A 24,441-nucleotide genomic window follows, 5' to 3' on the forward strand; every position below is an offset into this window, starting at 1 on the left:
ATTCTATCTATATTTAATTTAACGCCGCATAAAGCTTGTTTTAACTTGCCCTTCGGGAGCTTCATCCAAGCCTCTTCTTTTTTATAATAGAAAGGCTGCGTCAGATTCATTTGAAAGGTGATTACATTCCTGCACGAATCTTTCTTGTTTAAAGACTTGGATGGTAGCTCTGAATTCTGCATCTTGAAGTCACTTGGGTATATAAGGCTAATGGCGCTAGTACTAGCTTAATTTTGTTTGCGGTAAACTCGTAAAATGAAATCTGCTTCACAGTCAAACTGTGGAGCATGTTTTAATTTTTCTTTGGTTTTCTCTGATGCTTTCCAAGCAAACGGTGTCATTTGGAGTAAATCATCTGCTTCACTACCCGTCATTTCCATCTCATAATGCAGCTTTTGCTCTTCTAGTAGCGTAAATCCTACAATACTTTCTGGTGATTCATCGTGTAACCTAACATCTTGGTACACAAGCTCTCGTAACTGATATAAATGTCGAGCAGCAGGGGTAACGGTAATGACTAGTCCATGGTTAGTGGTAGTACGCTGCAGCTCTTGATGGTCACATGGCGCATAGATACGCAAAATGGCATCGAGTGAATTATCCGCAAAGGGTAGCCGGTGACTAGAAGCGACACAAAACTGCATCGTGTTATTGCTATAGCGTTTTGCAGCATAGCGAATGGCAACTTTAGAAATATCTAATCCATAACAAGTAGCAGCTGAGGTTTGTTGTTGTAATTGTTGAGCAATATAGTGGGTGTAATAACCTTCGCCACAACCTATATCTAATAATTGGTGAGAAGTATTTACTAAGTGCTTTTTACATAATGCCGCTACCGCTTCACGCATCGGGTGGTATTGTTCGGATGCTAAAAATCGACGTCTAGCTTGCATCATTTCTGCATTATCACCCGGCTGTTTGGATCGTTTATGCTGCACCGGCATAAGGTTGACATAGCCTTCTCTTGCTCGATCAAATTGATGATTACTTTCACATTTGAATCCAGTCGAAGTCTCAGTGAGTGTTTGATGGCAAAGAGGGCATTGATAAGTCATACAGTTTAATCTTATTGTTAATTTGGATGCGGAGTATGGCATGGAGTGAGTAGTGAAAAAAGGACTAGGCGAAAAAGTTCCTAGTCCCTAGTTGCTAGATTAAGTCTTACGCTTTCAAACCTATCTTAGTACTTAGTAAATAGCTTTCAAACCTATCTTAGTACTTAGTAAATAGCTTTCACCTGGCTCAAGCGAGTGGCCGTCGTCCAGTGTTTCAGCGTACAGAGTTGATTCAACACATACCATATTGGCGTAGGCATCATCTTTCATGTCTACCATGCCTTGTGCAAGTTCCCATGGGTTCCAGATGACAGCTGCAGTATCACCTTGATTCTCTACACTGATAGTACGTTGATTTTGAGGATCTGAAATACAAATTTGCTTGGTTGGATGAGTATAAACACGGTCGACACCTGAAGTGATGGAAAGTGTATCCCCACCTAAGCAAATTTTGCCACTTTGTAATTTGTCGATGTAATGCTCGCCCATACCGGTAATTTTAGTATCAAGAATATTGGCAATGTTGAAATAAGTATGCAGCGCACCAGAGAATTTCCATGCCTGCTCATCGGTGTTTTTGATGTGCATAGTTGTGGTTAATTGTTCAGAGACTTCAACATCTAAAAAGACTTCAAACTGATGAGGCCAAATGGCTAATGTTTCTTGAGAGGGTTTTAGTTCAATTCGAACCATCACGCCATCTTCATTTTCTCTGTGCTCCACCAAAGACCATTCTGTTGTCCGTGCAAAACCATGACTTGGTTCAGATGCTTTAGCAAACCACGGCCAGCAGACAGGAATACCGCCACGCAAGGGAGTTTTACCATCACAGATCGCGTCTTCACTGGTAAAGATAAGATCTTGTTCGCCTTGTGGCTTGAATGAAATCACATGCCCACCAAATAGAGAAATTGCAGCTTCGGCTTTAGGGTGTTGAATGTGGATGATTTTAAGCTGATCTTTTTGAGTAATCGTGATGCAGTCAGAGAGAGTACTGATGATAGGTAAATGGGTTAGGTTCATGGCGTGGGTTCCTAGTTTCTAGTCCCTAGTTTCTAGAAAAAGACAGTCTCCAGACTAGGGCGAAGTCATCAAAATAATTACTATTGTAGTGATTATTATACAAATCACACTAATTAAATGGTCAGAAATTGCGTAGGGAAAAGGCTTGAGAACAAGGCGAAAATTTTCGATAAGTAGTTATTCTACAATTAACTTTCTTATAAACGAAAAGTACAACGAAGTTATCGTGTTTTTTAACAAGCAAGAATGATCAGATAATTAGTATGATTGGTATTAAGCGTCAGTGAAGACCTAGGGACTAGGAAATAGCCACCTAGGAACTAAAATCAAAAAAGGCGACACAATGGCCGCCTTTTGTAGCTTATCTTCTTAAAAGAAGACCTTTCAAAGAAAATCTAAACTAATGCTTACTTAGAGATGTGAGCGATTAGGTCAAGAACTTTGTTTGAGTAGCCGATTTCGTTGTCGTACCAAGATACAACTTTAACGAATTTGTCGTTAAGTGCGATACCAGCAGCTGCATCGAATACAGAAGTGTTAGTTTCGCCGATGAAATCTTGAGAAACAACAGCATCTTCAGTGTAACCAAGAACGCCAGCTAGTTCGCCTTCAGAAGCGCGCTTCATTTCAGCACAGATTTCTTCGTAAGTTGCTGCGTTTGCTAGGTTAACTGTTAGGTCAACTACAGAAACGTTAGCAGTTGGTACACGGAAAGCCATACCAGTTAGTTTGCCTTGTACTTCAGGAAGTACAACGCCTACTGCTTTAGCAGCACCAGTTGAAGATGGGATGATGTTTTGAGAAGCACCACGACCACCACGCCAGTCTTTCGCAGAAGGACCATCTACAGTTTTTTGAGTTGCTGTAGTTGCGTGAACAGTAGTCATAAGACCAGATTCGATGCCCCACTTGTCGTTAAGAACTTTAGCGATAGGTGCTAGGCAGTTAGTAGTACAAGAAGCGTTAGAAACGATATCTTGACCAGCGTAAGTGTCGAAGTTTACGCCGTTAACGAACATTGGAGTTGCGTCTTTAGAAGGACCAGTAAGAACAACTTTCTTAGCACCAGCAGTGATGTGCTTACGTGCAGTCTCGTCAGTTAGGAAAAGACCAGTTGCTTCAGCTACAACGTCAACGTTGATTTCGTTCCACTTAAGATCTTCTGGGTTACGTTCAGCTGTAACACGTACAGTTTTACCGTTAACGATTAGGTTACCGTCTTTTACTTCAACAGTACCGTTGAAACGACCGTGAGTTGAATCGTACTTAAGCATGTACGCCATGTACTCAACGTCGATAAGGTCGTTGATACCAACAACTTCGATGTTGTCACGCTCAACAGAAGCACGGAAAACGAAACGTCCAATACGGCCAAAACCGTTAATACCTACTTTGATAGTCATTGTAGTTGCTCCACAACTTAATTTCAGATTAAAGATAACTGGTAGTAAAATTACAGAAGCCAGTTACATCCTGCAAGGCATAATCGGTGTTTACTTGTTTAAAGTCAAAAAAAAGAGTTACTTTCTTTCTGAATTCTCATAAATCGATTAATTCATACCCAGCCGGTATGCTTCTGATTCCATTACTAGCAATTTGGAAACATTCAGACTATGAACCATAGTTTCCCGTGATTCAAGTCACTATTTTAAACTGTGGGAAAGTATGTGCCACATTATGGGTAATTGGCAAGTTTTTGTTCAAAACAATCAATGGTAAAGTAGTCTAATAATTTTGCTTTAATGATGATTGACTTTGCAGTGAATAATAATGAGGTCGTTGTGAAAAAGACGGATAAAGAATGGAAAACATCCCTAACAGAAGAACAATATAGAGTATGTCGTCTTGGGGGAACGGAAGCGCCATACTCCGGTACTTTGCTTCATAATAAAGAAACAGGTACTTATCAGTGTACTTGCTGCCAAGCAGATTTATTTACTTCGGATAATAAATTTGATTCTGGCTGTGGTTGGCCAAGTTTTGATCAGCCGATTTCAAAAAACGCCATTAAATATTTAGAAGATCATAGCCATGGAATGATTCGAACTGAAATCCGTTGTGCACAATGTGATAGTCATTTAGGACATGTTTTTTTAGATGGTCCTCAAGAAACAACCGGCCAGCGTTTTTGTGTGAATTCGGTGTCGTTGGTTTTTAATCGTTAGCGTGTATTTCTGCATTACTTAACCTCAACGGAGGCTATTTAATGTAGGTATAATTTGAAAGGAAAAAAATATGAATGTTGAACAACTGCTGAATGCGATGACACCGGAAGTGTTCGAGCGTTTAAATTATGCCATTGAAACTGGTCGTTGGTTAGATGGTACGCCTATTACGAAAGAGCAGCGCGACTCATGTATGCAAGCAGTAATGTTGTATCAATCAAAGCATAATTATGACTCTCAACATATGTCGGTTGCGGCAGGCGGTGAAGTGACGTTTAAATCGAAAGCCGAACTTAAAAAGCAATTTTCAGAAGCGGAAGAAGATATTTTGAGAGTTAAGGTGGATAACTAGTTCTGAAAGATCCGAATCTCGTTTATCGGGCGCTTTGCTTCTCGTTACTCGAATGATCTTTTTCGAGTAACGAGAACCCGAGTAACGCTTATAAACTCATCTCACCACGCAATACTTGCTTCATCTGAGATTTAATGTCTTCGTAACTTAGATCTTTACTCAATAAGTAGTGCAGTTTCGCTAGAGCTGCTTCATGCGTCATATCATAACCACTAATCACACCCGCTTCCGCTAAAGATACACCAGTCGCGTAGCCATCCATATTCACTTTACCAGTTAAACACTGAGTTAAGTTAACGACGATAACACCGCGCTCTGACGCTTCTTTTAAATGACCAAGCATTTCTTTGTTTTGCGGAGCATTACCCACACCGAAGGTTAGTAAGATCATCGCATTAACAGGTTGGCGAAGTGTGTTACGAATCACTTCATGCGAGATCCCTGGGTACATGGTGATCACACCTATTGGTTGTGGTGTGATGGTATGAACTCTAAATTCACCTTCTGGCTTTTTATCAATTAAATCAGGGTTACTGACTTGAATGTTAATCCCGGCTTCAAGTAAATGCGGCATATTAGGGGAAGTAAAGGCATTGAAACCATCAGCACGTGATTTAGTACTGCGGTTACCACGCATCAATTGGTTATTAAAAAATAACGTTACTTCATTAATGGGGTAGTTTGCTGCAATGTGTAAGGCATTTAATAAGTTGGCTTGGCCATCTGAGCGCAGCTCTGCCAATGGAATTTGAGAACCTGTTACAATCACTGGTTTACCAAGGTTTTCAAACATGAAAGATAAAGCAGAAGCGGTGTAAGCCATAGTGTCGGTGCCGTGTAGGATCACGAAACCATCATACTTATCATAGTTAGCTTTAATATCATCAGCGATATGTTGCCAGTCATTTGGCGTCATATCAGAAGAATCCATCAATGGGGAATATTCATGCACGGTGAAAAGTGGCATTTCTTCACGATGGAACTCAGGCATTGCTTGTAATTGTTGAGTCATAAAACCATCGGCAGGAACGTAGCCATGAGAAGAACGCTTCATGCCGATAGTGCCACCAGTGTAGGCAATGTAGATATGTTTTCTAGTCATAATTTTAGGATATCGTTTGTAGGAACAGACAGGTGGCGGATTATAGCGATAATTCACGGCATACCCAAGCGACTTCCATTGCTCGAGAATTAGAAATTGTATATAGAGAAATGAAAAAACCAGCGATAGGTCATCGCTGGTTTTGGGTTGGTGAGTACTTTAAAAGTCGTTAGTTAGCTTGGCAAGTTAAACAAAACGAGTAGTAACCTTTCGGATCATTTAAACTATTCAGCAAATCGGCACTTTGCGCCATTTGCGCTGCCGCAGGCTTGAGTGAATCTGGTAGCCACTTATTTAATGGGTTGCCGATTGATGCATCCATTGAGCTAAATAAATCTTGCAGCATTTGTTGAGTGGGCGTTAATGGCTTGTCGATCCAAGTTAATTGATAGCTATCAATCTTCGCCAGTTTTGCTGCTTCATTAATCGCATCATCAAAATCACCCATTTGATCGACTAAACCACGTTTCATCGCATCTTGCCCAGTCCATACTCTGCCTTGGGCAATGTTATCAACATCTTCAACGTTAATATTGCGGTTCTTACCGACCAAGGAAATAAATCGATGATAACCATGCTCAATTCCCATTTGCATGGCTTCAGAAGCACCTTTAGAAAGGCCATTGGTAAGACCAACACCTGTGAATGGACTAGTCCCAATACCATCAGTATTCACGCCAAGTTTACTTAAGCCTTTTTCAAAGGTAGTAATAATGCCAAAGATACCAATTGAACCTGTAAGGGTCGTCGGCTGGGCTATGATTTTATCAGCACTCATTGAGATCCAGTAACCACCAGAAGCTGCCAGGCTAGACATTGATACAACAACGGGTTTGCCCGCTTGCTTTAATGCTTCAATTTCATTGCGAATAATCTCAGAAGCAAACGCACTACCACCTGGGCTATCTACACGTAATACAACCGCTTTGATATTGTCATCTAAGCGAGCTTGTCGTAATAGGCGAGCCATTGAATCTCCGCCAACACTACCTTTAGGTTGGTCACCGTCTAAAATTGTTCCGCTTGCCACGACTACGGCGACTTTATCAGCAGTTGTGACGATAGGCTGTGTAACCTTTTCTTTATAGCGATAATAGCTAATGCCGTTATAGCCATTTTTTTCTGTGCCACCAAACTTAGAGCGCATAAAGTTCATGGCTTGTTGGCGAGTCATTAATTGATCGACTAAGCCTACTTGCTTCGATAGCTTCGCTAAGTCACCATCAACGCTTTTCATTTTCGCCAAAAACTCATCCATGCTTGGAGTGATCGCTTTTGCGTCGATCTTTCTATTGTGTGAAACATCATCAATATAAGCACCCCATAATTGGGTCAGCCATGCAGTAGCTGATTCTTTCGCTGCTGGTGACATATCATTACGGATGAAAGGCTCTACCGCCGATTTGTAAGTTCCTACTCGGAAAACATGCGTGGTGACATCGAGTTTTTCTAATAAATCTTTATAGTAAAGCGTATAAGCACCATAACCTTTAAGAAGGACCGCCCCGTCTGGCGAAAGGAGTACTTTATCGGCATAACTGGCTAGATAATATTGGCTTTGATTGTAAAAATCGCCATAAGCATAAATAGGTTTGCCCGTTGCTTTGAATTCGCTAAGCGCCTTGGCGATATACCTAAGTTTGGTGAGATTGGTTTCCGGCATTTGTTTTAAATTTAGCACTAAGCCAGGCACCGAATTGTCCGCAGCGGCAAAGCGAATGGTCGAAACGATATCGTATAATACGTTCTCTTTCGGTAGGTCTTTATCGAACAAGGTTCCCGATAAGGAATCAAAAGGGTTAACGTAAGAGCGTTGCTCTACAATTGGCCCTTCTAAATTGAGAACCAGGGCTTCTTTTTTAGGTGTGCCTGCTTGCTCTGAAGTTGGATCTTGTTGTGGAAAGAAGGAGAAGTAGACAAGAACCAAAACACCAATAAATAGCAGGTTGAGCAAGGCAACGCGTAGGAAGGATATCAACTTCCATAGGCCTTTAAAGATCGTCGCAATAAAGCAAAATAGTTTTTTCATATTTCTATCCAGTTAAACATGATCAATAACTTATCCGAGCAATGTAACATAAGCTGAACTAAGAGTGTTGCCTCATCAATTGTTAAACACAACATTCATCTGAATTTTTTCTCAACATCATCGATTTTAAGAAATAGGAAGCGGAAAATTGAGCTAGGTTGCAAAAATGTAAACAGATGTTTGAATGGTAACACGGGAGGCGATAATGTGGTCTGACCATATAATAACAACTAGACTCACAGGTGAGACCATGTACCCACATTTATTAGCGCCACTGGACCTTGGATTTACTCAATTACGCAATCGCGTGTTAATGGGATCAATGCACACTGGCCTAGAAGAAGAGCGCGGTGAGCTAAAAAAACTCGCGGCTTTTTATGAAGAGCGTGCTAAAGGTGGTGTGGGTTTAATTGTGACGGGTGGTTTTTCACCAAACTTAAGAGGCCGCTTAGCACCATTTAGTGCGCAATTAAGTACCTCTTCTCATGCAAAAAAACACCGTGTTGTGACGGAAGCTGTTCATAAGCATGGTGGTAAAATAGCATTGCAAATTCTCCATGCTGGCCGTTATGCAATGCACCCATTCTCACAAAGTGCTACTGCTACTCGTGCGCCAATCTCCAAGTTTACCCCGTGCAAAATGAGCGCCAGACAAATTCGTAATACTATTGGTGACTTTGCTAATACCGCTTATCTCGCGCAAACCGCTGGCTATGATGGTGTAGAAGTCATGGGCTCTGAAGGTTATTTGATTAATCAATTCATTTGTCAGAGAACAAACCAACGTGGTGATGAATGGGGTGGTAGCTATCAAAATCGTATTCGTTTTGCTTTAGAAATTGTGAAATCGATTCGCGAAAAAGTCGGCAATGAGTTCATTATCATCTTTCGTTTGTCCATGTTGGATCTGGTTGAGCAAGGTAGTACATTTGACGAGGTAGTGGAGCTTGCCAAGGCGTTAGAACAAGCAGGTGTCACCCTAATTAATACAGGAATTGGTTGGCATGAAGCCCGCATACCTACCATTGCAACTCAAGTGCCTCGTGCGGCATTTACTTGGGTAACCGAAAAAGTCAAACCTCATTTATCGATTCCGGTGATCACCTGTAACCGTATTAACACTCCAGAAGTGGCGGAGAATATTTTATCTCAAGGGCATGCCGATATGGTGTCAATGGCTCGTCCTTTCTTAGCCGATCCTGACTTTGTTAATAAAGCCGCTGCGCAAAAATCTAAACTAATTAATACCTGTATTGGTTGTAACCAAGCCTGTCTCGATAATATTTTCAAAGGAAAAACGGCAAGCTGTTTAGTGAATCCAAGAGCTTGTCATGAAACTGAAATGCCAATTATTGCCACCGAAACCAAAAAACGTGTTGCGGTTATTGGTGCAGGGCCTGCTGGATTAGCATGCGCAACCATTGCTGCAGAGCGTGGTCACCAAGTTGACTTATTTGAAAAAAATGATCGAATTGGTGGGCAGTTCCGTTTGGCGATGCAAATTCCGGGTAAAGAAGAGTTCCGAGAAACGATTCGTTATTTTGCGAACCGTATAGAAGAAACGGGAGTGAACTTAAAGCTCGATACTGAAGTAAGCTTTGATGATATTGCCGACTACGATGAAGTGGTTATGGCTTCTGGCGTGAAACCAAGAGTGCTGGATTTAGAAGGGATGAAAGATAATCAAAAAGTCATCGATTATCAAACTTTGATTCGTGAAAAAACGGCACTAGGTAATAAAGTGGCAATCATTGGAGCTGGTGGTATTGGTGTGGATGTGGCGAGTATGATCACCGAGCCGGAGCAACATAGCATCAGTGATTGGTTGGATGATTGGGGCATTGATCAAAACCTCAAAATGGCGGGGGGATTAATGCCATTACCAGAAAGCATCAGTGACAAAGAAGTGTGGTTAATGCAGCGTCGTCAAGGTCGTGTCGGTAAGGGGCCAGGGAAAACTACAGGTTGGATCCACCGTGCTACGTTGCAAAAACGCGGTGTTAACCTGATGGGTGGCGTTGCCTATCAAAAAGTCAGCGAACAAGGTTTACACATTACGCTAAATGAAAAAGAAACCTTACTTGATGCGGATAATATTATTGTTTGTGCGGGGCAAGTATCAGTGCGCCCATTTGAAGATAAGTGGCAATCACTCAATGGTAAATTACATGTAATTGGTGGCGCAGACGTTGCCGGTGAATTAGATGCGGTACGCGCGATTCGTCAAGGGACTAAGGTTGCAATGTCATTATGATCTAGTTTTTTGCCTGCATGAATTATTGAAATTGTAATGAGAATCATAGCCAAGTCATGACGATTTGATTATGATTCTCATTCTTTATATCAAGCCGTAGGGATAGTTATGCAAGCATTGGATTTATTATTAGAGCGCCGTTCAATTGCTAATCTCGTAGAACCTGCACCGGAAGGGAAAGCGTTAGAAAACATTATTAAAGCAGGGCTGAGAGCGCCGGATCATGGTAACTTGACACCTTGGCGTTTTGTGATTGCTCAAGGTGAAGGTTTACGTAAATTAGCCGATATTCTGGTTCATGCTGCTGAAGTGAATCAAAGCTCTGATGCGGTGATTGAAAAATTAAAGAAAGCGCCATTTCGTGCACCTATGGTGATCACAGTTATCGCCAAAGTGAAAGAGCATGAAAAAGTGCCAGCGTTAGAACAGTATTTATCTGCAGGTTGCGCTGCACAAGCAATGCAAATGGCTGCTGTGGCACAAGGCTTTCAAGGGTTTTGGCGCTCGGGCGAATGGATGTTCCACCAAGAAGTTCATCAAGCATTTGGTTTAGAAGGTGAAGATCAAATCGTTGGTTTTTTATACTTAGGTACACCAGGTTGTTCCGCGATGAAAGTGCCAGAGCGCAACATTGCTGATTATGTTTCATACCTATAAACGCACCGCGCGTTAAATACTGTATAAATTAACAGTTTTTGGTTGATTTTTAAGGGCGACATTCGATAATGTGGCCCTTTGTTTTTGGTGATACGGAAAAATTGTGCGTTTATTTATTGCGGAAAAACCAAGCCTAGGGCGAGCGATAGCCTCAGCATTACCTAAACCTCATAAAAATGAGCAAGGTTATATTCGCTGCGGCAATGGTGATGTTGTCACTTGGTGTATTGGTCACCTGCTCGAACAAGTTGAGCCGGATGTTTACGATGACCGCTATAAAAAATGGAACCTTGCCGATTTACCAATCATTCCTGAACAGTGGCAGTTGCGCCCTCGTGCAGCGGCTAAAAAACAACTTGCGGTTATTAAGCAACTTTTTAAGCAAAAACCTGATTTAGTGAATGCGGGCGATCCCGATAGAGAAGGACAATTACTCGTTGATGAAGTGATTGATTACCTCAAAGCCACTAAAACACAAAAACAAGCCGCGCAACGTTTATTGGTTAATGATTTGAATTTACCTGCGGTAAAACGTGCACTGACTCAAATGCGTTCTAACCAAGAATTTATTCCACTGTCCATTTCCGCTTTGGCGCGTTCTCGTGCAGATTGGTTATATGGCATGAATATGTCTCGTGCTTATACCTTACTTGGTCAACAAGCTGGTTATCAAGGGGTATTATCGGTTGGTCGTGTACAAACGCCAGTATTGGGTTTAGTGGTGCGTCGAGATGAAGAAATTGAGAACTTTATTCCACGGGATTATTTTTCTCTACATGCTTTAATTCCTTATCAAAATGGCTCGGATATATTTGATATCCGTGCAAAGTGGAAGCCGAGTGAAGCCATTAAGCCTTGGCAAGATGAAGAAGGTCGAGTACTTAACCGTAAGTTGGTTGAAAATGTCGCAGAGCGAATAAAAGGTCAGCCAGTAACTGTAAAAAGCGCCGAGCAAAAACAAACTAAACAAGCCCCACCTTTGCCTTATTCATTATCAGCATTGCAAATAGATGCTGCCCGTCGTTTTCAAATGAGTGCTCAAGATGTATTGAATGTGTGCCAATCTTTGTATGAAAAGCATAAGCTTATTACTTATCCACGTTCAGATAGTCGATATTTACCGAAAGAGCATTTCGCGCAATCTCCAGCAGTGATAGGTGCGATTAGTCAAAATGATAAACAGTTAGCGAGTGCTGTCGATAATGCAGATTTAACTCTTAAATCTAAAGCATGGAATGACAATAAAGTGGATGCTCACCACGCAATTATTCCAACACCGAAAAAAATGTTGACCAATGGGCTATCGGGACATGAAGCGAAAATCTATCAATTGATCGCAAGACAATATTTAATGCAATTTTATCCTGCAGCTGTTTACGCTGAGTCGCAATTAGAGTTTGATATTGCTGGTGGTTTATTTATTGCAAAAGGTCGGGTGTTAGTCTCTGCTGGTTGGAAAAGCCTATTGCCAGCGGGTAAAACTGCTCAAGTTGAAGAGACTGAGGCCGATCCAGTTCCTGCATTACAACAAGGTGAAGTACTCACTTGTCGAGAAGGTGAAATAAAAGATCATAAAACCGAGCCACCTCGTCATTTCACCGAATCAACACTTTTACAAGCAATGACTGGGATTGCACGTTTTGTAGCAGATAAAAACTTGAAAAAAATATTGCGAGACACTGATGGCTTAGGAACTGAAGCGACTCGGGCTGGTATATTGGATACCTTATTTAAAAGGCAGTTGTTGGTACGGCAAGGACGAAATATTTTAAGTAGTGAAGCGGGTAGAGGGCTAATTCATGCTCTACCATCAGAATCAACCTATCCTGATATGACCGCTCATTGGGAGCACCAACTACAAGCGATGGCTGAAAAGCAGCAACCTTATGCGCCCTTCATGCAAAGTTTAGAGCAGCAGATCAGTTCAATTATCAATAAAATTCAAAACTCTGGTGTTCCCTCTTCATTACGAGATTTACCACAAGTCGAGCGGAAACCATTTAAAAAGCGTAGTTTTAGAAAATCAGCCACCAAGAAAATGCCCTTTAAAAAGCCAAGCGGGAAGTAAAGCGTTCTGATATAACTATTATTAGTTAAATGATTAAGCATAAGTAACAAGGATGGATATGAGTATTATTTTAGAATGCATTCGCACAGTTGGACGTGGTGAGCGCGGACGAAAACCACTTTCAGAGCAGCAAGCTTTTGATGTCATGGATGCTTATTTAACCAGTAAGGAATCTGGTGATGGTTCGGTGGGGGATGATCAAATGGCCATGCTATTGATGTTGATCCGTGTCCAGAATGAAACCAATGAAGAAATCGCAGGTTTCGTGAAAGCTTTTCAATCCAGAGTACCTAGCTTAGGTGCTGATATTGATTGGCCATGTTATGCCGGTAAACGAAAGGCCGATAACGGAACGGATCAACCTTGGCATGGTTTAGCTGCAAAGATACTTTCGCTCAATGGCTATAAAGTATTACTGCATGGCTATAAAGACATTGCTAGTGGCCGAACTCATATTGAAGATTACCTTGAACAACTCGAGATTCCAGTCGCTAAAAACCCACAAGATGCTCAGCAACAGCTTGAGTCTCATGGTATCTCATACCTTCCCTTAAATCACTTCGCACCTATTGCTCAAACTATGATTGGTTGGAAGAACCGTTATGGTCTAAGAACGCCAATTAATACTGTGGTGCGTGCATTAAATCCAGGCGCTGCCAAGATTGGTGTTCGTGGTAGTTTTCATCCAGGTTTTCAACAACTTCATGCGGAAGTTGATCAAACCATTGATAGTAAAAGTTTATCGGTGATTTCTTATAAAGGGCAAAATGGAGAATCGGAATATAACCCTAAAGTAAGCCAAACGGTATGGCTGAGTAGTCAACGTGGGGTGGAGTCGTTCTATTGGCCAGAAATGATGGTTTCCGAGTTAGCTATGCCGACTAAGGCTGCTTTTTTGCAAGTTGAAGAAGCGTCTAATTTAATGGCCAATACAGTGGTTGCTAGTATGGCTGCGGTGCTTTTCACTGAGACTCAACAATATGAAAAAGCTTATAAGCAAGCCCTAAACTATTGGAATAAATATTGTTGTTAAATGAAGGATGAGTTTGAATAAGCCGCATCATTTATATACCCGTCGTACTTGAAGCTGCAGCTTTGTTGACGGCGTTCATTCGCCCCCCTATCTCTTTATTAAAGAAAGTCATAGGCGAGCTATGCTCATGGGGTCTCATTCACTTGTCGCCTCACTGCAACTCCAATTACTTTGAGTATAGGTTTAATCTCTATATTGTGAAACCAGTACATTTATCAGCTAAGCGAAGCTGTTAACTTTTAATATAGTTTCTTATGAATAAAAGGATGTTGAATGCCTAGATCTAAGCAAGAATCATCTCATTCTTTTTTATATTTATGTTTGACCTGCATACTGTGTTGGCTTGCTTATAGTTGCGTCACAATTTTCAATTATGCAGAAAGTGTTGTGTCTGATATGAAAAATGATCTTTCACAATACTTTGTTTCAAATGAAAAAATTTCCGCACACCTCTCCGAAATATTGCCAATGCTGGAAGAGTCTCATCAGCTAAACCAACAATTGAAACTGACAAAAATTGAATCGCTCGGTATCGAAGGCTTTAACATAACATCTGATCAATTTTCTGAGTACGCAGGTGCGTTGATTGCTCAGGGAGATGTGGTTAATTTGCCGTTTAATTTATCTTTATTTATGCATGAATTAGACCGAAGTTGGGCAGAAGAAGACAATAGTGCTCCTGGTGCATTCTTCACTTATTATTCTGAAGGCCAACAATTTGCTTATACCAAGAATCGACTCAACCTTAGCTCGCAACCTCCTCGATTGACGCCATTTCGCTATAGAAAAGATGATATATCTATTGACTACAAGAAACCTATACTTACCACTCTAGAGCGTTCCTATCCAAAAGGTAATAGCATTGTTGTTTTGATTACCCCCGTGTTTGTCAATAATAAGTTAGTTGGTGATTTAGGTATGCGTTTTAAACTTGAAAAGCAAATGCTGGATTCATTAGGGCCATGGTTAAGTCAGTATATGACGTTGGATATTGAGTTTCGAGATCAGAAGTTTTCTATAGGAGATAACCGATTCTTTCCTCAAATATTATTCAAGCAAGAGGAATATAACGGAATTACTATTACCGCTTATATGAGAACCGATTACATCACTAAGTATGTTCTGCCATGGTTCTTATCGATGCTTTTCATTATGGCGATGGTGTACTGTGTATTAAATAAGCACAAGAAAGAAGCTATACGTTTGTCATCACTCTCAAAAACTGATGAGCTTACCGGATTGTTTAATAAACGGGTGTTAGATGAAATGGGTGAGATGGGGGTGACAAAAGGTACACTGTTTTATATTGACGTTAATGACTTTAAAGATATTAATGATAACTATGGCCATCAGGTAGGCGATGATGCGCTTCGTTATATTGCGTCAGGGATGCGTTACTGTATGCGAGCTTCGGATGTTTGTATACGTCTAGGTGGGGATGAGTTTTTGATTGTTACCAATACACAAATTCTTAACCCCGAAAAAATTAAACGTAAACTTCATCAAGCCATTAGTGGTACGGCATTTACTAAAGATATTACCTTAAGTATCTCGATTGGCTATAGCCATTTTGACGATATAACATCTTTAACGCAATCAATACATCAGGCAGATAAACAGATGTATGAAGAAAAGAGCCGTTATCGGACAAGTGAGTAGAAGATGTTATAAATTTTAATATGTATAAATAGATGACAATTACACAAAAACCATCAACTACTTAGATAATTTTGGTTATTGATAAATAAAGGCTATTTTTTAGCAAACGCATTGATCACGACACTAGTCACAATAAAGGCAATACTTACCGCCACCACACCTGGCCATTGGTACAAGGCAAACGCTTTTACCCCAGCAACAGAACCTACCGCGCCACCTAAATAATATCCCAACATGTAGATACCATTGATACGGCTTTGCGCACTCGGGTCAATGCTAAACACCCGTACTTGGTTGGCAACTTGCGCACTAAATATAGCAAAATCAATCAGAATAATGCCTATAATTAAAGCCCATAAGTTACCGATAAAGACTCCGGTTAGCGCAAACCCTATCGCCGCTAAGATCAACACCATCATCACCAGTTTTCTGGAGCCAAGGGCATTCACCCATTTACCCGATGATTTTGCACCGATCACGCCCGCTAGAGCAATCACACCAAATAAACCGGCTTGTTGAGCATTATAGTGAAATGGCGCATCACTCACATACAAGGCCAAGGTCGCCCACAACACATTAAAAGCTGCAAACCAACAAGCACCAGCTAAGGTATAAATACGCAATGATTTATGTTGCACAAAAAGCGCTAAGGTACTTTTTAACAACGCTCCATAGCTCAAGCTGGTTTGTGGTTGATTTTTAGGTAAAAAGGCCCGTAATAAAATGCCAAAGGTCGCTGCCAATAATGCCGACATAATAAATACACTGCGCCAGCCAAAATGTTCCCCAACAAAACCACTTAAGGTACGTGATAACAGGATGCCCAACGTTAAGCCCATCATTAAGGTGCCTAGCGTTGCGCCTTTTTGTGCAGGCGTCACCATTGAGGCCGCAAATGGAATTAATTGCTGGGTAATATTGGCGCTGACACCAATCAAAAAGACCGCCAATAATAACAATGGAAAACTCGGCGTTATCACTGCCACTACACAAGCGGCCACTAACAAACACGACAAAATGCCAATTAAACGGCGGCGGGGTACTGAATCCCCAAGCGGTGAAATAAATAATAAAGCAAAGGCGTAACCAAATTGGGTTAACGAAGGAACACCGCCAATTTGCGAATCACTTAAATTAAATTCATGCGCAATCAAAGGTAAAATCGGTTGGTTGTAGTATAAATTGGCCGCTGTTGCTGCAATCGCAGTGGTCATCAACAATAAGATAAATCGACTTAATGTTGGAGAAGATGTGGAATGATTCATCATAAACTCACTTGAAAAAAACAATGAGAGCAGCATAATGCTTACGGATGAATAACAAAAATGATAAGATTTTATCGAATCTATATCAAAGTTGTATAGATTTCCTTTCATGGACTCCATCATTATTAAAATGAGCCAATCATGGATATCAAACAGTTAAAAAGTTTCATCAGTGTGGCGAAACATCAAAGCTTTTCCGATGCGGCCAAACAATTGCATACGGTGCAGCCTGCGATCAGCCGCCATATTTCGGCACTTGAAAGTGAACTTGGGGTGACGCTTTTTCAGCGCAATTCCAGAGACGTTACCATTACCCAAGCCGGTGAGCAGTTACTCAAAGATGCCTCGGCGATTTTAGCCTTAACCGAGCAAGCGAAAACGCAGGTCAAACGTGCTCATAGTGGACAACTTGGCACCCTTAATATTGCGCATTTAAGCTCAGCCTGCTTGGCTTTTATGGCAAAGCTTGTTCGCTTGTATAAAGCGCAATTTCCCCACGTGCACATTACTTTGTTTGAAATGACGGCAACAGAGCAAATCGAAGCGCTGAAAAAAGATCAAATTGATATTTCGTTTTCTCGCCCTTTACCAAATGCAATTGCGGATGATTATTTCAAACACGATATTTATATCGATAAACTGGTGGCAATCGTCAATGAAAACCACCCGTTAGCAACCGCAACGTCTATTACGATCTCGAAATTAAAAGAGGATCCTTTCATTATTTTTAATCGCGATGAAGCTCTGGGGCTGTTCGATGAAACCATTATGCTATGTAAACAAGCTGGCTTTTCACCCAACATTATTAGCCAACCTAGACACATGCAAACCTTGGTCACTGAGGTTGCAGCAGGATTGGGGGTTGCCATTGCGCCATATTGTCTGCGGAAGTTGTACAGTGAGGGTTGTCATTTTATTGAAATAGAAAACACTAACTCTTATATTCCCGTGCAGCTTCAATATAAACAATCGAACCAAAGTGCGACTACGCGTGCTTTTGTGGACATCGCCTTAAATACCAGAGAAGAAATCCAACGCCTCATGGCGGATTAATTTGTTTCCAGCACAGTGACAGCAATAAGGAAAGTGAAAGTTGAAATTAACAGCGGAAGGCTAGGTGCTTTATTTGCCATTACTTTGCGCCATTATTCTTTGTCTTGATATGCAAATGGTTCCGTACGGCTCGCAAAGTTCAAGATGATCAATAATTGATTAAATACATAGTAATGCAGCTCTAAATAAAAAAGTACCTAATAATGAGTCTAAAATGGCTCATTATTACTCTTTACTCACTTTCAAAGGATCGAAAATGATGAACAACCGTACCTCTCATATTGGCACATTATTATTAGTGATTGCTTCTGTTGCTTTACTTGCGATTATAGGAATGATCTTTGGCGCTCATTTAGGATTATGGGAACCTATCGTTGGATTTGGTTATGTTCGAAATTATCTCAATCCAATAGGTTTATCTGTACTTACTTTGAGCACATTAGGGTTTATTTCACAGTATGTGACTCGTAATCGTATAGGTGTGATTAAATCTTTGATTGCAATGTTAATAGGTGTTGGACTTATCGCACCAATGCTCCATGGCATGATGATACCCGTAAAACGTGCACCAGCCATTCATGATATTACTACCGACACAACTAACCCTCCTGAATTTTTAGTGTTGGATGATACGCGTACAGGGGCCAAAAACTCTTTAATTTATGCAGGGGAAGAGGTCGCAACCATTCAAAAAGCAGCGTATCCATACATTAAACCAATATTATCTAACCTTTCTGCCACTGATGCGTACGAAAAAGCACTCGATATAGCGAAAGGTAAAGGATGGAAGATTGTTGCTGAAGATCAAAAAGCATTACGTTTTGAAGCAACAGCTAAAACCGCCTTTTTTGGTTTTATGGACGATGTAGTCATTAAAGTTACACCGATAAACAACCAAAGTCGTATTGATATACGTAGTGTCTCTCGAGTCGGCCGTAGTGACCGAGGGGTTAACGCTGATCGAATCGTAGCGTTTAGTGAAAGCTTTAATTTATAGGTAATTTAACTACAACATAAAGACTACTAATTATCTTTGTCGTTTTGCTACCGTTTTAGAGCAAATCGAGAGATTAGTATCAATAACCTGAAGTAAGGTCTTAGGGTTGGTATGCAGGTGTATATGAGGTGTATTTTAGGGGATGTTTACAATTAGATGATTTTCAGTACCCTAAAGATGAAAAAAGCTCCTGAATAATCAGGAGCTTAAATGTGGCGGAGGGATAGGGAGTTGAAGACTACCTCTCGTCAAGACTTCTTTATAACCCTTTAAATATAAAAGATTTTTTGATACTTAAAGCTGAAAATAATATACAAGTGTCTAAGTCAGCTGACTCTGATTTATTGTCACACTCGATTTATTATTAGCCAATCAAAAATCATACAAACAAACTTAATGTAATCAAGCGAAAACTATGTGTAAAATACTTGAACACTCATTAAGTGTATTCTCTCATTTGATTATTCGTTAACCTTTGACTCAAGATCATAAGAATATATTTTACCTACTCCAGTACTACGATTTTGGGACTTTTCAGGGAAATCATAGAGCGCACCAAATTTAGAATTTTTATCTTGTCCCAAGCACTCATTTACCAAAAAGGTAGATATTGCTATTACAGCTGGCTTTGTTCCCATTGGAGCAAAAACTAGCTGCTTATTTTGCCCTCTCCTAGTAAGCTTGCCGAGTTGTTTGGTAAATTCATATGGATTACATGCTGGGAATAGTTTTAACTCTGCTGAATCTGGTGATAAATATCTCATGTGTTTGTAAATGGAGCGGTTCTCCCAACCAGGTTTATAAGCAGGAAGGCCAACATAAGCTTCTATCCTTTCATACGCATAACCGTCATCTTGAGAAAGTAATTGCCCAAGTCTACTACTTTCAAATCCCAAAGTTGTCACGAGAGTTGACTTTGACATCTGGGAGTTGTTTACAGCGAACAGCGGTAAATATCCGAAATTACCCTGGTTGTCACTAAGGTTGAATTCCTGTTCTTGAATTCCTGATTGTTTACTATCACTAGTATTTGTTGAACGCTGGTAATCATCGGGTTCTAAATAAGAAATAGTGATATTGCAAGAAGACTTCGATAAAGTAATTCCAGAAAATATGTAAATTATTTCAGGTAAATCCAATGAAGTTGCTTCAATGAACACTGAGTTGTACATTTTGGAGGAAAAGAATTCTTCAAGTTTTCTAGGACTTACATCTTCATTTCCAATTTTTAAACGAAAAGCATCTTTGCTATATTTCACAAAGAAAGCATTACCATTGCATTCTTTAGTAATCTTATTCAGTATTTCCTTCGTTCTTATATCGACTTCTCTTCCGTGAAAAATAACATCATAATTAGAAATAGATAAGTCACCGAGAGTGCAATGCTCATGTATGTTTTTTATTTTAATCATAATAATGAATACTGCCCATTTTTATTGTTTGATTCATTATCTTCTGATTTTTTACTATCTAAACCCCATTGTTTATTAAACTTATTTTTCAGTTGACTAAAATCTGATTCATTCCCGTAGCAAATAGTTTCTATTTGTTCAACGTTAAACTTCAACTTCCTTTTTTTTCTAGGGCTAATACCAAAATGGCAAGATAGTACAGGGTGAAGTATATAATCTATCATTTCTATGTCATTATTTGACTTGGCTTTTGTTCCTCTAGTTTGAAATAGAACCGACCAAACCAATGCTTCGTTTAAAAGTTTTTTTGTATCATCATTTAACAACGAAATGTCGGATAACGCTATTGTAAAGTGATTAACTTCTGATTCACTTTGAGATTTTCTTTTTTGAGATAGCGAAAATAAACTGCCCAGTCTTTTTGCAAGCCTTTTCAAGTGAATTCCATTTGAGCCAAGTTCTTCTATTTTCTCTAGCTGAGCAGTACTTGTAGCTTTGGTTGCTTTTCCTTGAATATCGACATTAATAGCGCTTGAATTTTCAGTGAGTTCACTCTGTACTTCTGCTCTTATGAAAGTTTGGTAACATAATTCTAAAAAGTGCCTTAAATTACCTCTAGACATCAAAATAAATTGGTTAAACCCCACATATAAAGGGCATTCTCTTTGTGGTAATGTATTATATATATATAAAATTACACCGTATAAGTTATTACTTATCCAACCTTTATATGGTGTATTATCACTACCTGATTTATAATTTTCAAAATCCTTTTTCAATGTAACCAAGTCAGTAGAGCTACGATTCAAAATAGCCCCATTTACTATGCTGGCTTCGGGGTGGTTTTTATCAATAAAGTCAAGCTCTGAAAAGGAGTGCTCCTTGTGTTTTTTTAACCCTTCTAATATCAAGGTTGATTTAAGTTTATTCAATAGAACTTTATCTGAAAGGATGAGTTTACTAACTTCAGTAAGATTCATACTTTCGAATAGAGACTTAACACTATGCCTTAACCTGCTTTGATATGTGGTGTCTTTACGTATAGTTAAAAAATCAGGGTTAGAGTAGTTTTGAATTATTTCATCATTTTCACTACTAGATGAACAATTGGCTTCAAATAACTTTAACGCTAATATTTCAGCGGCAAGAACTTCATAAGATTTGGGGTTTAAATCGTTCAAGTAAATAGATTCTAAGTCTATACGCCTAAAATCATTTCTATCCACTATTTTTTCTTGGCTCAAGGTTTCATTACTGACCTTTGCGTTCTTTTTATATGCAATACTAAAAATTAAAGACTTTTCACTGTGTTTCAAATAAGTGTTAATTATTTTTTGTTGGTCGAACGATAAATTTTCAAATTCATCAATTAAAATGTGAAAAGTTGTATCTTTTAGTACTCCATCAACGCTTCTTATCGAGTCACTGACTAAACTAATCACAGGTTTTAGTGAAAGATTATAAGGAGGGTTCGTTGTGTTTGGCAGGTTAATCCAGTTAGTCAATCTGTATAAACAAGACTTTATTTCTGATTCTAACCTTATTAGTTCTATGTGATCGACATTAATATCCTCAGCCAGAACTTTGGGTATTTTAACCTTTTTAATTCCTTCTTTTATGCGTTTGTTTGATATATTAGAAGTAGCAATACTATTACAGAGTTTACAAAACTCAATTATTACACATAGAGATGCATATGTATTAAATGCCGAACTCCACATTTCGTCTAACCACTCATCTCTAATCATTTGGGTAAATGAAGTATCTGGTTTCCAATAAATACCTATATGATTAGCAATGTCATCAGGTAATTTCGTTCTCAGTTGACTAAACATGGTCTCGTGACAATGATACTTCAAAAACATCGTCTTTCCAGAGCCTCTACCACCTTCTATAACAGCACCTTTGGTCAACTTATGCAGGTTTGCAGCTTCGTATTCTAAAGGCAGAACATATTGACCCCAAAGATCATCAGGGAACTCTTCCGCGCGGTTTTTTGATACAACGTCAGATAATTTCTTTTCCATTTATCTTCCTACCAGTTGAGTCCATGTTTCGCTATCATACCATAATGCTGCAATGTTATTGTTTGGAACGGAGTTGCTAAAGAAATATGTAAGCGCTAAATTTCCAAACCCAAGAGTATCTTTTGTTTTAATGTTTTTTTTCTTACACATTTTTAAATAAAATTCTTTAATCTCTTCACTAGTGTTTTGGCTGTGAAATTTATTGAAAAAAGCCAAATTATCTTTAGAAAATAATGATTCACTATCTGTTAAAACTTCAACAGGACAAACTATAATGTTCTTATAATCTTTATGTATTGAATCGATGCTTTCTTGATATGCAGCAAAGGGGAAGTATATTATTTTAATTCCCAAATCATCAATCTCAAACTTATCAATATATTTTCTGAATTGTGCTCCTGTACCAAGAATATCATCAAACAAAACAAGAACTTTAAAGTTATCATCACTTTTCAATTTTGTTGATACTTCATTGCATAAGACGCCTAGACGAGAATGGAAATGTTGATTACATATTGCTCTATATATTGCAGATCCACTCTTACCTGGTTTGCCATCAATGCCTTCGATTGCCGAGAACCTTATTGGTAGCTTTTGGGTTTGTCCATTTTTTAGATCTTTTTCCCAAGATTCAATGCATTCTATACTATAAACACCATACTTCTTTAAGATATTGGGGAGCTTTATTTGGATAATATTAGCACCAAAGGTATTTATAGATTTATTGCTTCTGTATATGATAGATAACAAAATTCCTGAAGCGAAATATTTTTCATCATCACTTTCAAAGTTATCTAGCCAAGCATCGAGATCGGAAATTTCTAACCTATCCCAATAATTAAACCTTATGAGCTGCTTAGTTACTTTTACAGCATAATCATATATTTGCTCGTGTTTTTCAGGTATTTTCATTTTTTTCTATAATAATCGGGAATTGATATAAATCTGTAGTTGTTATGTGTCTTGCTCCAACTCCCTTAGAAACGGACTCAATCCAGCTTTTACCAAAAGGAGATGAAAGTGTATTCAAGATTAGTTTTTGGTAGTTGATATTTTCGCATCTAACGATAAAAACACAGTCAGACACGAAAAACTCTCCAGATTCTACCACCCCAAATTTACCTAGACATCGGGTGCCAACACGCGCAATTATAATATCACCCTTGATAGCAACCAATTTATCGTTAGCACAGAGTGTAGTTTTTAAAGTTGAACCTGAATGGCTAATATTGCTCGTATGGATATAGTTACTAACTTCCATGTTTAAAAGCATTTTTTTTGTTTTCCTTCCCCGAAAAATTTTAGCACCAAGGCTTTCTAATGTTTTCATTTTTAAAGCACAAGCTTTTCTATAGTAGGAGTAGTCACCTCTATTCTCAAACTCGGATTCAGAGATTGCTTGTGTTGGGAGGTTAGCCTTCAATAACGAAACTGGCGATTTATCAGGATTACTTTTTTTAATTACTAACAGATGGGTTCTTGCTTCAGTTCCGTCGAAGGATTTAGGTTCAATTTCCATAATGGAACGAATACAAAATTTACTAACTAGAAACTTTCGAAGCGTCTTTAGTGATACCTTTGTAAATATTCCATCGGGTAAAATATAGGCTAAGTAGCCACCATCTCTTAAAAGTTTAAGGCCATATAATAAGAAATATATTTCCGCCTCTATATGTTTTGATGAAGAATAATAACCAATACTTTCCAGTTCAGATTTTATATGCACATCATTACGAATTAGTTTGAAGGGAGGATTTCCAACGATAATATCAAAGTATTTTTTTGCGTATAGATTACTCAGCTCTGGGGTGGTGGCATCAATACAGCATGTCTCAATATCAAGCTGTGAGTTTAAATTTACTGCATCTATATTGAGTTGATCTATATCCGTACCAAAAAGTGAGGCTTGAGGAGCAACTTCCGATACACATTCTAAAAGCGCTCCTTGTCCCATACATAGATCCAGTACGCTTAGCTCATTTTTGAGCCAAGTTTTGTCTGGTAAGTGAGAAATCAGCAATCGTCCAAGCTCTCGACTTGTATAGAATTGCTCATGTTCATCTCGTTGTTCTTTTTTTGCTATAGCATTGGAGTTCATATGTTTATTGTATTACATTTCTGACGTTTAGGCTGGTATGTAAATCTCATTTTTGACTCTGTTCTACCTTATGGTGGCTGTTGATACTACAACTTAAACTCATTTCGGAGCAAGAGTCATTCGGGCAAGTAAGTAGGATTCTTACCCGCCAACTTACTATGAATACATAATATGAGTTAGTCGATAGAATTC

At 39.2% G+C, this 24,441-nt stretch carries 20 protein-coding genes; 10 read left to right on the plus strand and 10 right to left on the minus strand.

The features are described from left to right. Positions 1–227: 227 nt before the first annotated feature. From rlmA to gap, 3 genes are all read right to left on the minus strand, one after another. On the minus strand, positions 228–1,055 hold the full coding sequence (gene rlmA, locus QQJ93_RS05775) for a 23S rRNA (guanine(745)-N(1))-methyltransferase (RefSeq protein ID WP_089122607.1): 828 nt from the start codon (positions 1,053–1,055) through the stop codon (positions 228–230). Positions 1,056–1,187: 132 nt separating this feature from the next. Next, positions 1,188–2,078: a D-hexose-6-phosphate mutarotase gene (locus tag QQJ93_RS05780; protein ID WP_089122608.1), complete on the minus strand. Its 891-nt coding sequence runs from the start codon at positions 2,076–2,078 to the stop codon at positions 1,188–1,190. A gap of 407 nt (positions 2,079–2,485) precedes the next feature. Continuing rightward, entirely contained in the window at positions 2,486–3,481 is a 996-nt protein-coding gene (gene gap / locus QQJ93_RS05785) for a type I glyceraldehyde-3-phosphate dehydrogenase (protein ID WP_089122609.1), read from the minus strand. A 378-nt stretch (positions 3,482–3,859) separates the two neighbouring features. On the opposite strand from gap, the gene msrB reads away from it, so the two are divergent. Both msrB and QQJ93_RS05795 read left to right on the plus strand, forming a co-directional pair. Continuing rightward, complete coding sequence (gene msrB / locus QQJ93_RS05790; RefSeq protein ID WP_416376224.1) at positions 3,860–4,243, plus strand: peptide-methionine (R)-S-oxide reductase MsrB; 384 nt, start codon at positions 3,860–3,862, stop codon at positions 4,241–4,243. A gap of 70 nt (positions 4,244–4,313) precedes the next feature. Next, entirely contained in the window at positions 4,314–4,595 is a 282-nt protein-coding gene (locus QQJ93_RS05795) for a YeaC family protein (RefSeq protein WP_089122610.1), read from the plus strand. A gap of 88 nt (positions 4,596–4,683) precedes the next feature. Here QQJ93_RS05795 and ansA read toward each other — a convergent pair whose 3' ends face one another. Beyond that, positions 4,684–5,697 carry an asparaginase gene (gene ansA / locus QQJ93_RS05800; RefSeq protein WP_089122611.1) on the minus strand — a complete coding sequence of 338 codons (1,014 nt, stop codon included), beginning with the start codon at positions 5,695–5,697 and terminating at the stop codon, positions 4,684–4,686. Positions 5,698–5,729: 32 nt separating this feature from the next. Between ansA and QQJ93_RS05805 the strand changes: the two genes are divergently transcribed. Further along, complete coding sequence (locus QQJ93_RS05805) at positions 5,730–5,870, plus strand: hypothetical protein (protein ID WP_160117468.1); 141 nt, start codon at positions 5,730–5,732, stop codon at positions 5,868–5,870. On the opposite strand, the gene sppA is transcribed toward QQJ93_RS05805, so the two are convergent. Continuing rightward, on the minus strand, positions 5,867–7,726 hold the full coding sequence (gene sppA, locus QQJ93_RS05810; RefSeq protein ID WP_089122612.1) for a signal peptide peptidase SppA: 1,860 nt from the start codon (positions 7,724–7,726) through the stop codon (positions 5,867–5,869). The genes QQJ93_RS05805 and sppA overlap by 4 nt on opposite strands. A 250-nt stretch (positions 7,727–7,976) precedes the next feature. Between sppA and QQJ93_RS05815 the strand changes: the two genes are divergently transcribed. From QQJ93_RS05815 to QQJ93_RS05835, 5 genes are all read left to right on the plus strand, one after another. After that, positions 7,977–9,980 carry an NADPH-dependent 2,4-dienoyl-CoA reductase gene (locus QQJ93_RS05815; protein ID WP_089122613.1) on the plus strand — a complete coding sequence of 668 codons (2,004 nt, stop codon included), beginning with the start codon at positions 7,977–7,979 and terminating at the stop codon, positions 9,978–9,980. A gap of 108 nt (positions 9,981–10,088) precedes the next feature. Further along, positions 10,089–10,637: an NAD(P)H nitroreductase gene (locus tag QQJ93_RS05820; protein WP_089122614.1), complete on the plus strand. Its 549-nt coding sequence runs from the start codon at positions 10,089–10,091 to the stop codon at positions 10,635–10,637. A gap of 100 nt (positions 10,638–10,737) precedes the next feature. Continuing rightward, a complete protein-coding gene (locus tag QQJ93_RS05825) occupies positions 10,738–12,705 on the plus strand; it encodes a DNA topoisomerase III (RefSeq protein WP_089122615.1) in 1,968 nt (655 codons plus the stop codon). A gap of 58 nt (positions 12,706–12,763) precedes the next feature. Beyond that, entirely contained in the window at positions 12,764–13,738 is a 975-nt protein-coding gene (locus tag QQJ93_RS05830) for a glycosyl transferase family protein (RefSeq protein ID WP_089122616.1), read from the plus strand. 396 nt (positions 13,739–14,134) lie between these two features. Continuing rightward, the gene (locus QQJ93_RS05835; RefSeq protein ID WP_284186070.1) at positions 14,135–15,397 is read left to right on the plus strand and encodes a GGDEF domain-containing protein; all 1,263 of its coding nucleotides are present in this window, start codon (positions 14,135–14,137) and stop codon (positions 15,395–15,397) included. 92 nt (positions 15,398–15,489) lie between these two features. Here QQJ93_RS05835 and QQJ93_RS05840 read toward each other — a convergent pair whose 3' ends face one another. Then, positions 15,490–16,785, minus strand: a complete 1,296-nt coding sequence (locus QQJ93_RS05840; protein ID WP_348542212.1) for an MFS transporter — start codon at positions 16,783–16,785, stop codon at positions 15,490–15,492. Positions 16,786–16,803: 18 nt separating this feature from the next. Between QQJ93_RS05840 and QQJ93_RS05845 the strand changes: the two genes are divergently transcribed. Continuing rightward, a complete protein-coding gene (locus QQJ93_RS05845) occupies positions 16,804–17,715 on the plus strand; it encodes a LysR family transcriptional regulator (protein ID WP_089122618.1) in 912 nt (303 codons plus the stop codon). 256 nt (positions 17,716–17,971) lie between these two features. Then, complete coding sequence (locus QQJ93_RS05850; protein ID WP_089122619.1) at positions 17,972–18,712, plus strand: DUF1499 domain-containing protein; 741 nt, start codon at positions 17,972–17,974, stop codon at positions 18,710–18,712. Between the two features lie 461 nt (positions 18,713–19,173). Here the strand turns inward: QQJ93_RS05850 and QQJ93_RS05855 are convergent, their stop codons facing one another. From QQJ93_RS05855 to QQJ93_RS05870, 4 genes are read right to left on the minus strand one after another with little or no spacing between them, the layout of a single operon-like run. Further along, positions 19,174–20,124, minus strand: coding sequence for a hypothetical protein (locus QQJ93_RS05855; protein ID WP_089122620.1), 951 nt, complete (start codon positions 20,122–20,124; stop codon positions 19,174–19,176). Continuing rightward, positions 20,121–22,151 (minus strand): ORC-CDC6 family AAA ATPase, encoded by a 2,031-nt coding sequence (locus QQJ93_RS05860; RefSeq protein ID WP_089122621.1) that lies wholly within the window; start codon positions 22,149–22,151, stop codon positions 20,121–20,123. The genes QQJ93_RS05855 and QQJ93_RS05860 overlap by 4 nt, the downstream gene beginning before the upstream one ends. Beyond that, on the minus strand, positions 22,152–23,063 hold the full coding sequence (locus QQJ93_RS05865) for a phosphoribosyltransferase-like protein (RefSeq protein WP_089122622.1): 912 nt from the start codon (positions 23,061–23,063) through the stop codon (positions 22,152–22,154). It abuts the gene before it with no gap. Next, positions 23,050–24,249 (minus strand): N-6 DNA methylase, encoded by a 1,200-nt coding sequence (locus tag QQJ93_RS05870; protein WP_089122623.1) that lies wholly within the window; start codon positions 24,247–24,249, stop codon positions 23,050–23,052. The genes QQJ93_RS05865 and QQJ93_RS05870 overlap by 14 nt, the downstream gene beginning before the upstream one ends. Positions 24,250–24,441 lie beyond the last annotated feature (192 nt).

Source organism: Vibrio algivorus (assembly GCF_030161215.1).
GTDB classification, from domain to species: Bacteria; Pseudomonadota; Gammaproteobacteria; order Enterobacterales; family Vibrionaceae; genus Vibrio; species Vibrio algivorus.

Excerpts from the sequence above, each read along its gene's own strand:
- rlmA (WP_089122607.1), bottom strand. The coding sequence starts at position 1,055 with ATGACTTATCAATGCCCTCTTTGCCATCAAACACTCACTGAGACTTCG.
- QQJ93_RS05780 (WP_089122608.1), bottom strand. The coding sequence starts at position 2,078 with ATGAACCTAACCCATTTACCTATCATCAGTACTCTCTCTGACTGCATC.
- gap (WP_089122609.1), bottom strand. The coding sequence starts at position 3,481 with ATGACTATCAAAGTAGGTATTAACGGTTTTGGCCGTATTGGACGTTTC.
- QQJ93_RS05795 (WP_089122610.1), top strand. The coding sequence starts at position 4,314 with ATGAATGTTGAACAACTGCTGAATGCGATGACACCGGAAGTGTTCGAG.
- ansA (WP_089122611.1), bottom strand. The coding sequence starts at position 5,697 with ATGACTAGAAAACATATCTACATTGCCTACACTGGTGGCACTATCGGC.
- sppA (WP_089122612.1), bottom strand. The coding sequence starts at position 7,726 with ATGAAAAAACTATTTTGCTTTATTGCGACGATCTTTAAAGGCCTATGG.
- QQJ93_RS05815 (WP_089122613.1), top strand. The coding sequence starts at position 7,977 with ATGTACCCACATTTATTAGCGCCACTGGACCTTGGATTTACTCAATTA.
- QQJ93_RS05820 (WP_089122614.1), top strand. The coding sequence starts at position 10,089 with ATGCAAGCATTGGATTTATTATTAGAGCGCCGTTCAATTGCTAATCTC.
- QQJ93_RS05830 (WP_089122616.1), top strand. The coding sequence starts at position 12,764 with ATGAGTATTATTTTAGAATGCATTCGCACAGTTGGACGTGGTGAGCGC.
- QQJ93_RS05835 (WP_284186070.1), top strand. The coding sequence starts at position 14,135 with ATGAAAAATGATCTTTCACAATACTTTGTTTCAAATGAAAAAATTTCC.
- QQJ93_RS05840 (WP_348542212.1), bottom strand. The coding sequence starts at position 16,785 with ATGATGGAGTCCATGAAAGGAAATCTATACAACTTTGATATAGATTCG.
- QQJ93_RS05845 (WP_089122618.1), top strand. The coding sequence starts at position 16,804 with ATGGATATCAAACAGTTAAAAAGTTTCATCAGTGTGGCGAAACATCAA.
- QQJ93_RS05850 (WP_089122619.1), top strand. The coding sequence starts at position 17,972 with ATGATGAACAACCGTACCTCTCATATTGGCACATTATTATTAGTGATT.
- QQJ93_RS05855 (WP_089122620.1), bottom strand. The coding sequence starts at position 20,124 with ATGATTAAAATAAAAAACATACATGAGCATTGCACTCTCGGTGACTTA.
- QQJ93_RS05860 (WP_089122621.1), bottom strand. The coding sequence starts at position 22,151 with ATGGAAAAGAAATTATCTGACGTTGTATCAAAAAACCGCGCGGAAGAG.
- QQJ93_RS05865 (WP_089122622.1), bottom strand. The coding sequence starts at position 23,063 with ATGAAAATACCTGAAAAACACGAGCAAATATATGATTATGCTGTAAAA.
- QQJ93_RS05870 (WP_089122623.1), bottom strand. The coding sequence starts at position 24,249 with ATGAACTCCAATGCTATAGCAAAAAAAGAACAACGAGATGAACATGAG.